General features: G+C 75.9%; 14 protein-coding genes and 1 riboswitch. Of the genes, 4 read left to right on the top strand and 10 right to left on the bottom strand.

Translation table 11 applies throughout. The annotated features are described in order from the left end of the window. Window positions 1-27 precede the first annotated feature (27 nt). Both M8C11_RS21665 and M8C11_RS21660 read right to left on the bottom strand, forming a co-directional pair. Window positions 28-1,164 carry an alcohol dehydrogenase catalytic domain-containing protein gene (locus tag M8C11_RS21665; protein WP_252452471.1) on the bottom strand — a complete coding sequence of 379 codons (1,137 nt, stop codon included), beginning with the start codon at window positions 1,162-1,164 and terminating at the stop codon, window positions 28-30. Further along, window positions 1,161-1,604, bottom strand: coding sequence for a hypothetical protein (locus tag M8C11_RS21660; protein WP_120568605.1), 444 nt, complete (start codon window positions 1,602-1,604; stop codon window positions 1,161-1,163). The genes M8C11_RS21665 and M8C11_RS21660 overlap by 4 nt, the downstream gene beginning before the upstream one ends. 155 nt (window positions 1,605-1,759) lie before the next feature. On the opposite strand from M8C11_RS21660, the gene M8C11_RS21655 reads away from it, so the two are divergent. Continuing rightward, the gene (locus tag M8C11_RS21655; protein WP_252452469.1) at window positions 1,760-4,555 is read left to right on the top strand and encodes a LuxR C-terminal-related transcriptional regulator; all 2,796 of its coding nucleotides are present in this window, start codon (window positions 1,760-1,762) and stop codon (window positions 4,553-4,555) included. 7 nt (window positions 4,556-4,562) lie between these two features. Here the strand turns inward: M8C11_RS21655 and M8C11_RS21650 are convergent, their stop codons facing one another. From M8C11_RS21650 to M8C11_RS21635, 4 genes are all read right to left on the bottom strand, one after another. Next, the gene (locus M8C11_RS21650) at window positions 4,563-5,117 is read right to left on the bottom strand and encodes a thioredoxin domain-containing protein (RefSeq protein WP_121686662.1); all 555 of its coding nucleotides are present in this window, start codon (window positions 5,115-5,117) and stop codon (window positions 4,563-4,565) included. Next, complete coding sequence (locus M8C11_RS21645; RefSeq protein ID WP_252452467.1) at window positions 5,114-5,611, bottom strand: redoxin domain-containing protein; 498 nt, start codon at window positions 5,609-5,611, stop codon at window positions 5,114-5,116. The genes M8C11_RS21650 and M8C11_RS21645 overlap by 4 nt, the downstream gene beginning before the upstream one ends. Before the next feature lie 59 nt (window positions 5,612-5,670). Next, a complete protein-coding gene (locus tag M8C11_RS21640; RefSeq protein WP_121686660.1) occupies window positions 5,671-6,345 on the bottom strand; it encodes a BON domain-containing protein in 675 nt (224 codons plus the stop codon). Between the two features lie 161 nt (window positions 6,346-6,506). Continuing rightward, window positions 6,507-6,911 (bottom strand): hypothetical protein, encoded by a 405-nt coding sequence (locus tag M8C11_RS21635; RefSeq protein WP_091421399.1) that lies wholly within the window; start codon window positions 6,909-6,911, stop codon window positions 6,507-6,509. A 421-nt stretch (window positions 6,912-7,332) separates the two neighbouring features. On the opposite strand from M8C11_RS21635, the gene M8C11_RS21630 reads away from it, so the two are divergent. Beyond that, on the top strand, window positions 7,333-7,692 hold the full coding sequence (locus tag M8C11_RS21630; protein ID WP_013287849.1) for an STAS domain-containing protein: 360 nt from the start codon (window positions 7,333-7,335) through the stop codon (window positions 7,690-7,692). Between the two features lie 101 nt (window positions 7,693-7,793). After that, window positions 7,794-8,246, top strand: coding sequence for an SRPBCC family protein (locus tag M8C11_RS21625; protein ID WP_013287848.1), 453 nt, complete (start codon window positions 7,794-7,796; stop codon window positions 8,244-8,246). A gap of 23 nt (window positions 8,247-8,269) precedes the next feature. Here M8C11_RS21625 and M8C11_RS21620 read toward each other — a convergent pair whose 3' ends face one another. The 4 genes from M8C11_RS21620 to M8C11_RS21605 form a co-directional block, all read right to left on the bottom strand. Continuing rightward, on the bottom strand, window positions 8,270-9,343 hold the full coding sequence (locus M8C11_RS21620) for a hypothetical protein (RefSeq protein ID WP_252452465.1): 1,074 nt from the start codon (window positions 9,341-9,343) through the stop codon (window positions 8,270-8,272). A 4-nt stretch (window positions 9,344-9,347) separates the two neighbouring features. Further along, window positions 9,348-9,478, bottom strand: a riboswitch (cyclic di-AMP (ydaO/yuaA leader). Window positions 9,479-9,621: 143 nt separating this feature from the next. Continuing rightward, entirely contained in the window at window positions 9,622-10,536 is a 915-nt protein-coding gene (locus M8C11_RS21615) for a cation diffusion facilitator family transporter (RefSeq protein ID WP_120568613.1), read from the bottom strand. A 91-nt stretch (window positions 10,537-10,627) separates the two neighbouring features. Then, on the bottom strand, window positions 10,628-12,745 hold the full coding sequence (locus tag M8C11_RS21610) for an AAA family ATPase (protein WP_252452463.1): 2,118 nt from the start codon (window positions 12,743-12,745) through the stop codon (window positions 10,628-10,630). Between the two features lie 124 nt (window positions 12,746-12,869). Continuing rightward, window positions 12,870-13,784, bottom strand: coding sequence for an alpha/beta fold hydrolase (locus M8C11_RS21605; protein ID WP_252452461.1), 915 nt, complete (start codon window positions 13,782-13,784; stop codon window positions 12,870-12,872). 148 nt (window positions 13,785-13,932) lie between these two features. Between M8C11_RS21605 and M8C11_RS21600 the strand changes: the two genes are divergently transcribed. Further along, window positions 13,933-14,562: a carbonic anhydrase gene (locus M8C11_RS21600; RefSeq protein WP_252452459.1), complete on the top strand. Its 630-nt coding sequence runs from the start codon at window positions 13,933-13,935 to the stop codon at window positions 14,560-14,562. The last annotated feature ends 34 nt before the right edge of the window (window positions 14,563-14,596 follow it).

Here is a 14,596-nt window from a genome sequence, read left to right as displayed (position 1 = left end):
CGAGTGTGCCATCCACGGCGCTCACCTTCACGGTGTGAAGACCACCCGGACGCAGCCGTCGGTCCTGTCCCGGAACAACGCGTACCCCTCGGCGCCGCGCTCCAGCGGCATCCGGTGGGTGGCCAGATGCTCGGTGACCAGCTCGTCGCGGGCCATCCGCTCCAGCAGCGCCGGGATCGCGGCACCGCCCCGGCGCCGGGCGGCGCGGACCGCGAGCCCTTTGTCCGCGAGCGCGCCGAGCGGGAACCGGTCCACGAATCCGGGCCGGGCGTCGAGCACCACCACCACGCCGCCCTTGCGGCAGGCGTGCACCGCCTCGCGCAGCGCCGCCCCGCCGTCCGGCTCGGCCGCCGGCCACCGCACCGGCGCGGCCGGCACCCCGGAGGCGTCGACGCACACGTCCGGCCCTCGGCCGCCGCTGCGTTCGCGCAGCTCGGCGAGCACGTCCACGTACCTGTGGTTGAGCGCCTCCACGCCGTCGTGCCCGGTGACCATCCGCAGCCGGTCGTCCCGGTCGTCGACGACCACCACCCGGTCCGCGCCCCGGGCCACCGCCGCGTCGGCGGTGAGCTGGCCGACCGCGCCCGCACCCCACACCGCCACCACGTCGCCGGGGGCGACCTCGCCCAGCTCGGCGCCGTACCAGCCGGCCGGCGCGGCGTCGGCGGCGAACACCGCCCGCTCGTCGCTCACCGACTCCGGTACGGCGAACGCGCCCACGTCGGCGTACGGCACCCGCACGTACTCGGCGTGGCCACCGGCGAAGCCGCCCAGGCGGGCCGGCCGGCCGTAACCGCCGGCGGACGGCTGCCCCCACGCCGGCTCGGCGGTCACGCCGCTCGTGCCGTTGTCACAGCAGGCCGGCAGCCCCTGCCGGCAGAACCAGCACGCCCCGCAGGCCACCGCCGCGCCGACCACCACCCGGTCGGCGACCCGGTGCCGGCGTACCTCCGGACCGACCTCGACCACGTCGCCGAGGAACTCACGTCCGAGCACCTCCCCGGCGGACGCCTCGGGCACCCGCCCGCCCAGCAGCGGCAGGTCCGCGCCGCACGTGGTGCTGCGCCGGACCTGGACGATCATGTCCTGGGCGTTGCGCAGCTCCGGGTCCGGGACGCGGCGCACCTCCACGAGGCCGGCCCCGGCCCAGCACAGCGCCCTCACGTCGGCGTCCCCGGCCGGTCCAGTGGCGAACGGTCCGCCCGCAGCACCTCGCCGGTCTCCAGGAGCTGCTTGGTCTGCCGCAGCACCTGCCGCAGGAACCGGCCCGGGTCGTCGCCGACCAGGTGCGCGGCGAACCCCGGGAGCGTGCACTCCCCGCCCAGCGGGCGGATCGCCAGTTCGGTGCCGCGCCCGCCGGGGGCCGGACGGGCCCACACCTCGACCGCGCCGTCGAGGCGGCGCAGCGGCTCGGGCCACCGCCCCGCCGGGAGCACCTGTTCGGGCGCCGCGGCCACCGTCACCACCTGCCACCGGCCCGGCCGCGGATCCGTGCCGGCCCGCCGCGCGCGGCGGCGGGCCAGCACCCGTGCGCCCGCCGGAGCCAGCACCCGTGCCCCCGCCAGCGCCAGCGCGCCGGCCGCCAGCCGTCTGCTCCGCGCCACCCGACCTCCCGCCGTTTTCCGGGCGGCCGGCGCTCCGGCCGGCCGCCCCGCGTGCCTACAGGGTGCGCGGCGCCCGGGTGAGCGGGGTTCGCCCGGAAGGGGTGAACCGGCGCGGTGCGGGTAACCGCTGCCCGCACCGACGGGGGGAGGGACGCATGCCGGAGGAGGCAGACCAGGTCGTCACCGCACGGAGCGGCACAAGCGACATCACCGGTACGCCCGATCTGCTCACCACCGGCCTCGATTCACCCGATGTCGCCGGTGGTGCGCTGCCGGGTGGCCCGCCGTTGCTGGCGTCCCGGTTGACGCCGCCCGTGCCGCCCGAGCCGGTCCTGCTGCGTCCCCGGCTGCTGGACCGGCTGGAACAGGGCGCGTCGGGCCCGTTGACGCTCGTCTGCGCGCCGGCCGGCTGGGGCAAGACGACGCTGCTGTCGACCTGGGCGCAGGGGGAGCGGGAGGGGCCGGCGCCGGCCTGGGTGACGGTGGCCGCGGGGGAGACCACCCGGCGGCTCTGGGGCTACCTCGCGGCGGCCCTGCGTACCGCCGCCGCCGACGACCCGGACGACGGGCCGCCGCCGGTGCCGGACGGACCGCCCCGGCCCGAGCAGCTCGAAACGCTCGCCGCCGCGCTCGCCGCACGGGAACGACACGTGCTGCTGGTCCTGGACGACCTGCACCGGGTCACCGATCCGGCCGCCCTGACCGGGCTGGAGTTCCTGCTCCGGCACACCGACGGCCGGCTGCGGCTGGTGGCCGGCGCGCGCAGCGAACCACCGCTGGCGCTGCACCGCTGGCGGCTGGCCGGCGAGCTGACCGTGATCGGCGCCGACGACCTGGCGTTCACCGCCGACGAGGTGGCCGACCTGCTCGTCGCGCACGGCGTGTCGGTGCCCGCCCCGGCCGTGGCCCGGCTGGCCGAGCGCACCACCGGCTGGCCGGCCGGGCTGCGCTTCGCCGCGCTCGCGCTCGGGGACGGCGCCGACCCGGCGCGCGCCGTGGACCGGTTCGCCGGTGACCAGCCGGATGTCGCCGCGTACCTGCGGGACGAGGTGCTCGCCCCGCTGGAACCGGTGACCCGCGACGTCCTGCGCCGGGTGGCGGTGGCCGTCGCGGTCCACGCCGACCTGGCCGCCGCGCTGACCGGGCGGCCCGACGCCGGGCACCTGCTCGCCGAGGCGGCCCGGGAGGGCGGTTTCCTGCACCAGGACGGCGGCAACCCGCAGTGGTACCGGCCGCACCCGCTGCTGGCCGACGTGCTGCGCGACGAACTGGACCGGCTGCCCGCCGACGAGGTGCGCGAGCTGCACCGGCGCGCCGCCGGCTGGTACGCCGGCCACGACCGTCCGGCCGAGGCGCTGCGGCACGCGCTTCTCGCCGGTGAGTGGGCCGACGCCACCGAGCTGCTCGTGACCCGCTGGCCCGAGCTGGCGCCGGACGAACCGGCCGCCGTACCGGCCCCACCCGAGCCGCCGGCCGAGGCGGTCCGCCGGGATCCGGAGCTGGCGCTGGCCGCGGCCGCCGAGCGGGCGTACGCCGGGGACCGTGCCGCCGCCGACGTGCAGCTGCGGCGCGCGCTGGCCGACGCCGCCGACCTGCCCGCGCCGCGCCGCGACCGGTTCGGCCGGCTGGCCGCCGCCGTGGAGCTGAGCCTCGCCCGGCTCGGCGGCGACCACGAGGAGGTACGCCGGGCGGCCGATCGCCTGCTGGCCACCGTCGCGGCGGAGGAGTCCCCGAGCGGCCCGGACGCCGGCGGTGCCGTCGCCGGTGATGTCGGCGATCCGCGCGCCGGGACGGCCGAGCGGGAGGACGTGCGCGCGGTGGCCGGTGCCGCGCACGGGCTGGCCGCGCTGGCCGAGGGGGAGCTGCCCACCGCCCGGGACCGGTTCGCCACCGCCCGGGAGGCGGCACGGCGGGCGGGGCGGCCGCGTACCGAGCTGCTCTGCGTCAGCCGCTCGGCCCTGCTGGAGGCGGCCCGGGGCGCGCTGCGGGCCGCCGAGGAGCTGGCCCGGGAGGCGCTGGCGATGCCGCCCTGCCAGGGCTGGTCGTCCCGGTCCGACTGCGGCTACGCGTACCTGGCGCTGGCGCTCGTGGACTGGCAGCGGGACCGGCCGGCGGAGGCCACGGCCCACCTGGCGCTCGCCGGGCCGGCCGGCGCGGAGCCGGGCGGCGCCGCGCTCACCGCGCTGTGCCGGGCCGGGCTGCTGGCCGACGGCGGCGACCCGGGCGGCGCGCTGCGCACGCTCGCCGAGGCGCGGACCGCCGCGCCCGGCCCGGAGCTGGGCGAGTGGCTCGCCGCCGACGAGGCACAGGTACGCGCCGTCGTCGGCGACGTCGACGGCGCCCGGGCGCTGCTCGACGCGGCGGGCGACGGGCCGGCGCCGGCGACGGCGGCCGCGCGGCTGCGGCTGCGCGCCGGGGACGCCCGGGCCGCCGAGCGGGCGCTGCCCGACTGGACCGCACCCGGGGCGGCGGACTGGCCGCTGCCGGTGCGGCTGGGCGCAGGGCTGCTCGACGCGGCGCTCGCCGGCGCGTCCGGTGACGCCCGGCGGGCCGGCCGGCTGCTGGAGGAGGTGCTGGCACTGGCCGAACCGGGCGGCTTCCGGCGCGTCTTCACCCGGGCCGACCCCGGGGTACGGGACCTGCTCGCCGCGCGGCTGGACTCCGGCACCGCGTACTGGGCGACGGTGAGCGAGCTGGTCCGGGGCGTGGACGCGCAACCGGCGGCCGCGACGGCCGACGGTCCGGCCCGGACGCTCGACGAGCCGCTCACCGAGCGGGAGCTGACCATCCTGCGCTACCTGCAGAGCATCCTGTCCAACGTGGAGATCGCCGCCGAGCTGTCACTGTCGGTCAACACGGTGAAGACGCACGTGCGCAACATCTACCGCAAGCTCGACGCGACCCGCCGGCGGGACGCCGTCCGGCGGGCGCGCGAGCTGCGATTGATCTGATCGTTGCTCAGCCGTCGTCGGTGGCGGCGTCCACCACGGCCAGCAGTTCGGCCAGGTCGTAGCCGCCGTCGTGGCGGACGTCGTTGACGAACAACGTCGGGGTGCCGTTGACGCCGCTGCGGATGCCGCCGACGAAGTCCTGCCGGACCCGGTCGGCGTACTCCTGCCGGCCGACCTCCCCGGCGATCTCCTCCGGCGACAGGCCGATCTGCTCGACGCCCAGCGACAGGTGCACCGGGTCGAGCTGGTCCTGGTGCTGGTAGAGCCAGTCGTACATCTCCCAGAACCGGCCCCGGGCGGCGGCGGCCTCGGCGGTCTCCGCGGCGCTCTCCGCGTACGGGTGGACGTTGGTGATCGGGAAGTGCCGGTACGCCAGCCGCACCGTGTCGGCCCGCTGGCGCAGCACCTCGGTCAGGTTCGGGTACGCGGCGCCGCAGAACCGGCACTGGAAGTCGCCGTACTCGACGATCGTGACCGGCGCGTCCACCGGCCCGCGGACATGGTCGCGTTCGGTCACCGGGATCCGCAGTCGTGCGGTGGTGACCTGAAGGGGCGTGGTCATCCGGCACTCACCCGCCGATCCGAGTCCAGGCTTTCGAGCGCGTCGAGGATCCCGTCCACGCCCGGGTTCACCTCGGGCGGGGACAGGTGGCTCCAGGCCACCCGGCCGTCCGGGCCGACCACCACGAGTGCCCGGTCCGACTGCCCGTTCGGCGCGTACGCGCCGTACCTGCGCGACACCTCACCCTTGGGCTCGAAGTCGGCGAGCAGCGGGAACCGGATGCCCCGGCTCTCGGCGAAGGCCCGGTGCGAGTCGACGCTGTCCACCGAGATGCCCAGCAGCACCGCGTCGTACCGCTCCAGCTCGGGCAGGGCGGCCTGGTACAGGGTCATCTGCTCGCCGCAGACCGGTGACCAGTCCGCCGGGTAGAAGGCGAGCACCACGGGACGGCCCCGGAACTGCCCGGGGCCCACCTCGCGCCCGTCCGGCGCCGCCGGCAGCGTGAACCCGGGCGCGGCCTGCCCGGGTGTGATCAGCCCGTTCGGATCACTCATGCCTCCCACCATGGCCGCGACCCGGGTGAGGCGGGCTCACCCGGGCGGGGTGGTTCCGGTCAGCGCACGACGAGGTGGTTGTGCACCTCCCGGATGCCGGGGGCGTTCCACACCACCCGCTCGATCTCCTCGCGCTCGCCGGCCGAGTGGACCTGCCCGTCCAGCAGCACCGTGTCGCCGTGCACCCGCACGTCGACCTCCTCGGCCTCGGTGGCGCGGTTGCGGGCCAGCGCGTCCACGATCCGCTCGGCCAGGTCGCGGCCGTCGGCGTGCACCGCCGGGCGTACGGCGATGCCGTTGCTCACCCCGCGTACGCCGGTGAGCCGGGCGACCGACCGTTCGGCGGCCCGCCGCTGGTACTCCCACTCGACCTCGCCGTGCAGCGTGACCCAGCCGTCGGCCACCGTCACCTGCAACGCCTCGATCGGCACGAACGCGTCCCACTCCAGCGCCCGTACGGCCGCGACGGCGATCTCCGGGTCCTCCCGCCCGGCCGCGGTGTCGATCCGGACGGCGAGGTCGTTGGCGACCGCACGGACCCGGGTGACCCGGTGCGCGGCCCGCTCGGCGGCCCACTTCTTGGCGTAGCTGTCCACCCGGCCGGTGAGCGTCACCACGCCCTCGGTGACGGTCACCCCGATCTCGTCCGGGCCGACCCGCGGCTCCCAGGTCAGCTCGTCGAGCACGGCGGTCTGGATGTCCCGGTCGGTACGCGTGACCGTGTCGGTGGCCATCCGGCTCTCCCTCCCGTCGATCGCGGCGCGGGCACGTGGTCCCGCACCCGCGATCCTGCGCGTGTCCCGGGTGAGCCGCCCTCGCCCGGTCCGGGTGAGGCAGCACGACGGCCGCTCCCGGGAGCCCCGGGAGCGGCCGTCGTCGCGTCGTACTGTGCGGGTCAGCCGTCCAGGCCGGCCGGGGAGTTCGGCCGGTCCACGTCCACGAACTCGATCTCGTCCGCGGCGCGGTCCCGGCTGCCGGCGGCGCGCGCCGCGGTCCCGGCGGCCCAGCCGATCGCCGCGCCGGCGAGCGCCGCCGCGATCAGCAGCGTCCAGGGCAGCGCGGGCCGGCGGCCGGCGAGCGCGTCGAACGCGAGACCGGCCCGGCGGCGTGCCTCCTCGGCGGCGCTGCCGACCAGGTCGGTGGCGTCGTCGGCCAGGCCGGAGGAGCTGCGGCGGGCGGTACGGGTGGCGTCGCGCACGCTGTCACCGGCGGAACCGGCGGCGGAGAGCAGGTGCTGCCACGCCTGGTCGGCGACCCGCTCGGCCTTGCCCCGGCGGTCCAGCAGGTTGGATCCGAACATCGTTCTACCTCCTCGGGTGCCGAAGGCCGGCGGCCACTTCGGACTCCGGTGTCCATCCGGCGGGTTCACTGTCTCGGGCAGTGCCCCACCGGCACGCCCGGCAAACCATGTCCGGGTCACGGGCGGGCCGGGCAGCGAACGGGACGAACCACCCGAACGCGCCGGGACCGGTGCCCACGGGACGTGCGTGCGCCCGCTACCCTGGTCGGCGGATCGGCCGGGCCCGCCCGGCCGCAGGGTTGGCCGCGGCCCGCCCTGAAGGGGAAACTGGAACCCGGAGGTCCGGATTGGGTACGCCCAGGTGTGCCCAGTTCGCGAATTGCTCATCCCGGGGGGTGGCGACCGGGCCGTCGGAGGAATACGCTCGGTCGCGGCCCGCGTACTGATGAGGCGCCCGTCATGGGCGAGTGGAGGTGCTCGCGTGAGCCTGTCGATCGTGAAGTCGGTGCGGCCGGGTGGTGTCGTCCAGATCGCGCCCCGTGGGGAGATCGACGTCGACACCGCGTACGAGGTGCGGGAAGCGATCGCCGAAGTGCTCGCGAAGGGCCGCCCCTCGCGGATCGAGCTGAACATGCGGCTCGTCACGTTCATCGACTCGGTCGGCATCAGCGCCATGGTCGCGGGCTTCCAGACCTGCGAGGTCAGCGGCGTCAAGCTGGTGGTCACCGAGCCGAGCCGGTTCGTGCACCGGCAGCTCTGGGTGACCGGCCTGCTCGGCCTGTTCGGCGCGCCCGAGCCGTGGTTCGCCGACGACACCCCCGAGGTGCTGCCCGGCGCCTGAGCGCCGTTCACACCCCCTGCTGCCAGGGGACCTTCTACCCGTTGCCAGTCCGGCGTCGGTACGGGACGATCGTCGCGACGCACGACGGCGAGGGGGCCCGCTTGCAGAGCAGCGACAGCTTCAGCTACACCGTGCAGGCCCGGTGCACCCGGGCCGAGGCGGTGGCGCTACTGGGTGACCTGAGTCGCCAGGGTGAGCTGCATCCGCTGATCGTCCGGGTCCGGAAGCTGCCGGCCCGGCCGGGCGCGCTGGCCAGCTACGCGATCACCGACCGGCTGCAACTCGGCCCGCTGCACTTCCCGGTCACGTACCAGGCGGACGTGTTGATCGCCGGCGAGGACGAGGTCGTCACCGTGGCGCGTCAGCAGCCCGCGACGACGGTCCGCAACCACACGCGCCTGCGCGACGAGCCCGACGGCACGGTACGCATCGACGTGGAGATAACGCTCACCGCGCCGGCACCGCTGTTCGGGTACGCGTTCCGCCAGGCCCGGGCGGCTCACCTGGGCCTGGCGGCGCGTCTCGGAGCGACCCTGGAGGGCCGGCCGGCCTGATCCGGCCGCCCTCCAGGGCGCGCTCAGTACACCGACAGGTGCACGTGGTTGGTGTGGTCGCTGGACGGGTCGCCGTTGCCGCCGCTGTACGACTTCCACCCGCTGCTGGGCAGCCAGATCTGCTTGAACCAGATCACGTAGAGCACGGCGAGCGGGTCGGCGTTGCGCACGAAGTACGCGGCCAGGTTGTTGCCGTACGTCCGGTCGCCGCCGGTGGCCACGCCGCCGAAGCCGCTCTTCTGCGCGGCGAAGTCGCAGGCGCGCCCCTTCGGGTGCTCACCCGAGCCGCTGGGCCGGTGGCAGGAGACGTACCGGGTGAAGCCCGCCGCCTTGGCCTGTTGCAGCGCGTGCAGCGTGCGCGGGGTGATGCAGCCGTTCGCCGGGGTCGGGTCGTTGACGCTGCACGACTCCGACGGCCAGGAGCCGTCCGAGTTGCGCGGCGCGGGCTTCGCGTTCTTGCTGGAGGTGCCCTGGACGCTGCCACCGCCGCTGCTGCTGCGCGAGGCCCGGTCGTTCGCCACCTCGAGGGCGCGCTCGGCCTGCTCCTTGCGCTTGCCCATCACCGCCACCTGCTTGCGCTGCTCGCGGATCTCCCCGTCGAGCTGGGCGCGGGTGCGGGTGGCCTCGTCCCGGGTGGCGATCAGGTCGCGCAGCGTACGGTCCTCGTGCGCGGCGACCTGCTCCAGCGCGGCGGCCCGGTCCATGAAGCCCTCCGGGCTGCTGCTGCCGAGCAGCGCCCCGGCGGTGCCCAGGCGGCCGTTGCGGTACGCCACGGCGGCGATCTCGCCGACCTTGGCGTCCCGGACGGTCAGTTCGGCGCCGACCGTCTTGAGTTGTTCGTTGAGTTGCTTCTGCCGGTTCACCGACCGGTTGAGCGCGGCCTTCGCCTCCAGCCAGCCCTTGCTGGCCGCGTCGAGCTGGGCGCGCAGTTCGGGCGTGCCGCCCTCGTCGTCGCCGGGCGCGGCGGCGAGCAGGCCGGTCGCGGGCGCCGCCGAGGCGGGGGAGGCCGGAACGGTCGCGACGCCGAGGGTCAGCGTCGCGACGAGCAGGGCCGCCAACCGGGCGGCCGTCCGTCGTACAGGTGCCACTGGGGGCATTCACACGTCCTTCCGTCAGCGCCGACCGGGTTAGCTGACGGGTTCGGGACGGAAGATCCCTACCGCTGACGCGGATGCACCCCACGTACGTGGTTCCCCGGCTCGTCCCTGCGGACGATTAGGCGACGGCCGCCCCACCGGGGCCGGTGGCGCCCGCGGGTGCGGCCGCGACCGAGACTACCGGCGCTGCCCGGGCACGGCTCCGTGGAGCAGTGCCACTAGGCGGGGCAAAACCGGCATAAGACTACATTAGCCACAGCGATTTAAGTGTGTCCTAATCACCACTCGGTCTGTCCGCACACTCCGGCCGACGCTCCGGGTTCGACCTGCAACGTGGCGTGATCGATGGAGAAGTCCTCGTGCAGGGCGGCCCGCGCGGCGGCCAGCACGCCGGCCGGGTCCACGCCCGGGTCGGTGGTCAGGTGCGCCGAGGCCACCTCCATGCCCGAGGTGAGCGTCCAGACGTGCAGGTCGTGCACCTCGGCCACGCCGGGCACGGCGGCCAGCCGGTCGTGCACGGCGGTCACCTGGAGGTGTTCCGGCGCGGCCTGCACCAGGATGCGCAGCGCGGCCCGGCCGAGCCGCCAGGTGCGCGGCAGGATGAACAGGCCGATCCCGACGGCGACCAGCGGGTCCGCCCACCACCAGTCGGTCACCGCGATGACCAGCGCGGCGGCGATCACGCCGAGCGAGCCGAGCAGGTCGCCGAGCACCTCCAGGTACGCCCCGCGCAGGTTGATGCTCTCCTTCGACCCGGCGCGCAGCAGCGCGAACGCGACGATGTTGGCGAGCAGGCCGAGCACCGCCACCACCAGCATCGGGCCGGCCAGCACCTCCGGCGGCTCGCCGAAGCGGCGTACCGCCTCGACCAGGACGTAGATGGCGACGGCGCCGAGCAGCACGGCGTTGGCGAGGGCGGCGAGCACCTCCAGCCGGTAGAGCCCGAACGTGCGCTGCGGGTCGGTGCCGGCTCGGCGGGTGGCGGTGATCGCCGCGAGGGCCATGCCGATGCCGAGCACGTCGGTGAACATGTGCCCGGCGTCGGAGAGCAGCGCCAGCGAGCCGGTGGTGAAGGCGGCCACCGCCTCGACCACCATCAGGGCGGCGAGCAGCGCGAACGCGGCCCAGAGGCGGCCCCGGTGGCGGTGTGCCGCGTTGGCCACCGCGCCGCTGTGGTCATGACCTGCGCCCACGCCAACACCCTCCCTGCCGCGTACCGGCCCGGCCCAATGTATGTTCACATCGCTATGTATGCAAGTGAACTGTGGGTGGCGGCGGGGCCGGTCACCCCACCGGGTCGAGCGTGGTGAGGCGCTGGGTCGCCCGGGACAGCGCCACGTAGAGCGTGCGGACGCCCGAGCCGGGATCGGCCCGGATCTCACCCGGTGCCACCAGCACCACGCCGTCGTACTCCATGCCCTTGGCCTGGAGGCTGGTCACCACCTGGAGGCGGCCCGCGCCGAGCCCGCCCAGCCAGCCCGCCACCTCGTCCCGGCGCGGCACCGGCGTGATCACGCCGACGGTGCCCTCCACCTGCGCGAGCAGCGCCTCGGCCGCCTCGACGGTGGCCGCCGGAAGGTCGGCGGCGGGCACCGTGCGCTCGACCGGCGGCACGCCGGTGGACCGGACCGCGTCGGGCAGCGGCAGGTCCGGGTAGAGGCGGCGGATCTCCGCCGCCGCCACCGCGAAGATCTCCGCCGAGTTGCGGTAGTTGGTGGTCAGCTCGTAGCGGTGCCGCTTGCGCCGGCCCAGCGCCTGGTCACGGGCCCGGTCCAGCTCCTGCGGGTCGCCGGTCCAGGCGGTCTGCGCCGGGTCGCCGACCACGGTCCAGGACGCCAGCCGCCCCCGCCGGCCGACCATCCGCCACTGCATCGGCGAGACGTCCTGCGACTCGTCCACCACCACGTGCGCGTAGTCGCGGTAGTCGTCCGGACGCTCCCGCGCCGCCGCGCGGGCGGCACGCTGCCGGTCGGCGTACGTGCTCAGCTCGCGCACGCCACCGGCGAGCTGGTACGGGTCGCGCTTGGGCCGGGCCCGCTGCACCGGCTTGCCGAGCAGCGCGTCCAGCTCGTCCAGCAGCGCGATGTCGGCCACCGTCAGCCCCTCGGTCGCGAGGCTCCGGTACGCGTCGCCGAGCAACCGGATCTCCGCCGAGGACAGGATCCCCCCGGCGTAGCGGCGCAGCCGGTCCGGGCGGGCCAGCCAGTCCAGCACGTGCCGCGGGTGCAGCCGGGGCCACCACGCCTTGAGGAACTCGCGGAACTCCGGCCGCTCGATGATCTCGTCCTCGAACGCGGGCTGCTCCGGCAGCCGGCCCACCCGCAGCGTGCGGGCCTGCGCGTAGAGCGCGGCGAGCACCGCGTCGAACGCCGCCCGGCGCACCTCGTTGCGGCGCGCGCCCCGGGCCAGCGTCCGGTCCCGGATCGCGTCCAGCGCGGGGCGTTCCAGGCGTAGCAGCTCGCCCCGGTAGAGCAGGCGCAGCTCGGCGGGGGAGTCCGGCACCGCGTCCCGTACCGCGCGTTCCAGCACCCGGCGCATCCGCAGCGACCCCTTCACCGCCGCCACGTCCGGCGGGTCGGTCCGGGACGCGGACAGGCCGGGGAACAGCGAGCCGAGCGAGTGCAGCGTGGCGGTCTCCTCGCCCAGCGAGGGCAGCACCGAGGCGATGTACTCGACGAACACGCCGGACGGGCCGACCACCAGGATGCCGCCGCCGGCGTACCGGGCCCGGTCGGAGTAGAGCAGGTACGCGGCCCGGTGCAGCGCCACCGCCGTCTTGCCGGTGCCCGGGCCGCCGGAGACGATCGTGACGCCGTTGCCGGGGGAGCGGATCGCCTCGTCCTGCTCGCGCTGGATGGTGGCGACGATGTCCCGCATGCCCCGGCCGGTGGCCCGGGACAGCGTGGCCAGCAGCGCCCCGTCACCGACCACCGCCATGTCCGGCGGCGCGGCCTCCGGGTCCAGCAGGTCGTCCTCGATCCGGGTGACCTTCTCCGAGGCGGACTGGATCGTGCGCCGGCGCACCACGCCGCGCGGCTCGGCGGGCGTGGCCTGGTAGAACGCGGCGGCGGCGGGCGCCCGCCAGTCCACCACCAGCGTCTCCGCGTCCACGCCCCGCACACCGAGGCGGCCGACGTGCAGCACCTGCCCGGTCCGCAGGTCCAGCCGGCCGAACACCAGCCCCTCGTGCTCGGCGTCCAGCACGTGCCGGCGCTGGGCGGCGTGGAAGACCATCGCGTCCCGCTCGACCAGCGCGCCGAAGTTGCCGACCCGGGCCAGCCGGTAGCCCTCCCGCTCGGCCTCGGCCGCGGACCGGCGCAGTTCGGCCAGCCGGGCGTACACCCGGTCGAGGTGGCGCTGCTCGGCGGCGATCTCCCGGTCCAGCGTGGTCTGGTCGGTCAACGCGGATGCTCCTGTGTTCGGAGGGCACGACGGGCTGAATGAGGGTACGGGCCGCCGGCAACCGGCACGTCGGGGCATGCCGCGCACGTGGCGTACGTCGGTGTCGCCCGGAGGCGGGGGATGCTCAGAGGCGGGTCGCGGGGCGCGCCGCCAGCACCCGGTCCAGCACGCCGGAGAGGGCGGCGTTCACCGCGTCGGGGCGCTCCATCATGAGCATGTGCCCGGCGCCCGGGCAGACGGTCAGCTCCGTGGTGGGCAGCGCCGCCGCGATCGACTCGGCGCAGGGCGGCGGGGTGAGCCGGTCCCGGTCCCCGACCAGCGCGGCGGCCGGCAGACCGCCGAGCGCGGCGAGCGTCTCCAGCCGGTGCTGGGCGCCGATCGAGGCGCGGAAACCGCCGATCGAGCGCAGCGTGGCCCGGGCCACCGCCGAGGTGACCAGCCGGATGTCCGCCGGGTCGCAGCGGTCGCCGAACAGCATCCAGCGGATGCTCGGGCGCAGCGCGCGCAGCAGCGCGTGCGGGGGCCGCCAGCCGCCGCAGCGGGCCAGCACCCCGGCGCCGGTGGTCTCGGCCAGGCGGATCAGCCGGGTGATCCGGGGGGAGAGACCGTACGCGGTGTGCGTGTGCCCCTCGGCGGTGGTGGAGACGAAGACCAGGCCGGCGGTACGCGCGGCGAACCGGTCGGGGTGGCGGTGGGCGTACTCCATCACGGTCATGCCGCCCATCGAGTGCCCGACCAGGACGACCGGACCGGACGGGACGATCTCGTCGACCACCGCCGCGAGGTCGTCACCGAGCTGGGCGAGGGTGGCGTCGCGCAGCGCCAGGCAGCTCGACCGGCCGTGCCCGCGCGCGTCGTAGGTGACCACCCGGACCCGGCCGCCGAAGCGCTCCCGCAGCTCCGCGACCTGGCGGTGCCAGCTGCGCCCGTCCAGCGTCCAGCCGTGCAGCAGGACGGCGGTGACCTCGGCGTCGACCGGCCCGGTGACGCTGACGTGCAGGCGTACGTCGTCGGGGAGCCGCAGTTCCAGGTCCGGCATCGTCCACCTCCCGGGCCCACCGGTGTGTGTCCACCGGATGACCCGGCGGTGACACCGGCGTTACCCGCCATGAGACCACGGCAACCGGCCCGGAGAGAAGATTCCGGTCCGGCCCCACGGCGTCGGATCGGTGACCAGGCTGGGAGGCATGTCGTCCACCGCCCGCACTCCCCGCGCCGCGCTGGCCGAGCTGCTCGCCGGCAACCGGCGCTTCGTCAGCGGGCAGCCGGTGCACGGGCACGACGTCACCGCCGCCGCGGCGGTGGCCTCCGGCGACCAGCAGCCGTACGCGGTGGTGCTGGGCTGCATCGACTCCCGCGTGCCGTTGGAAGCGATCTTCGACCAGACGTTCGGTTCGATCTGCGTGATCCGCACCGGCGGGCACGTGCTGGACCGGGCCGTGCGGGGCTCGATCGAGTACGTGGTGGAGCAGCTCGGCGTACGCCTGGTGATGGTGCTGGGCCACGAGCGGTGCGGCGCGGTCGGCTCGACGGTCGAGGCGCTGCGCACCGGGCGCCGCCCCGGCGGGGACCTGGCGTACGTGGTGGACCGGATCGCCCCGGCGGTGACCGACGTCGGGGTGGACGACCCGGACGCGCACCCGCTGGCGATCCGCCGCCACGTCCGGCGCACCGTGGCCGCGTTGCGCGCCGACGACCGCCTGGCCGGGCCGGTGGAGGCCGGCGAGCTGGCGGTGGAGGGCGCGCTCTACGACCTGGCCACGGGCGAGGTCACGCTGCTGCCGCGGGAGGAGACGCGAAACCGCCCGCCGGGGTGATCCCGGCGGGCGGTCGCGGTGGTGCGGGTGAGGG

Source organism: Micromonospora sp. CPM1, from assembly GCF_023896895.1.
Taxonomy (GTDB): Bacteria; Actinomycetota; Actinomycetes; order Mycobacteriales; family Micromonosporaceae; genus Micromonospora; species Micromonospora tulbaghiae.
This window is presented reverse-complemented; position numbering and strand designations above follow the sequence as displayed.

What these genes read in the sequence shown, in the direction of transcription:
- M8C11_RS21655 (WP_252452469.1), top strand. Translation starts at nt 1,760, where the DNA reads ATGCCGGAGGAGGCAGACCAGGTCGTCACCGCACGGAGCGGCACAAGC.
- M8C11_RS21650 (WP_121686662.1), bottom strand. Translation starts at nt 5,117, where the DNA reads ATGACCACGCCCCTTCAGGTCACCACCGCACGACTGCGGATCCCGGTG.
- M8C11_RS21645 (WP_252452467.1), bottom strand. Translation starts at nt 5,611, where the DNA reads ATGAGTGATCCGAACGGGCTGATCACACCCGGGCAGGCCGCGCCCGGG.
- M8C11_RS21640 (WP_121686660.1), bottom strand. Translation starts at nt 6,345, where the DNA reads ATGGCCACCGACACGGTCACGCGTACCGACCGGGACATCCAGACCGCC.
- M8C11_RS21635 (WP_091421399.1), bottom strand. Translation starts at nt 6,911, where the DNA reads ATGTTCGGATCCAACCTGCTGGACCGCCGGGGCAAGGCCGAGCGGGTC.
- M8C11_RS21620 (WP_252452465.1), bottom strand. Translation starts at nt 9,343, where the DNA reads ATGCCCCCAGTGGCACCTGTACGACGGACGGCCGCCCGGTTGGCGGCC.
- M8C11_RS21605 (WP_252452461.1), bottom strand. Translation starts at nt 13,784, where the DNA reads ATGCCGGACCTGGAACTGCGGCTCCCCGACGACGTACGCCTGCACGTC.
- M8C11_RS21600 (WP_252452459.1), top strand. Translation starts at nt 13,933, where the DNA reads ATGTCGTCCACCGCCCGCACTCCCCGCGCCGCGCTGGCCGAGCTGCTC.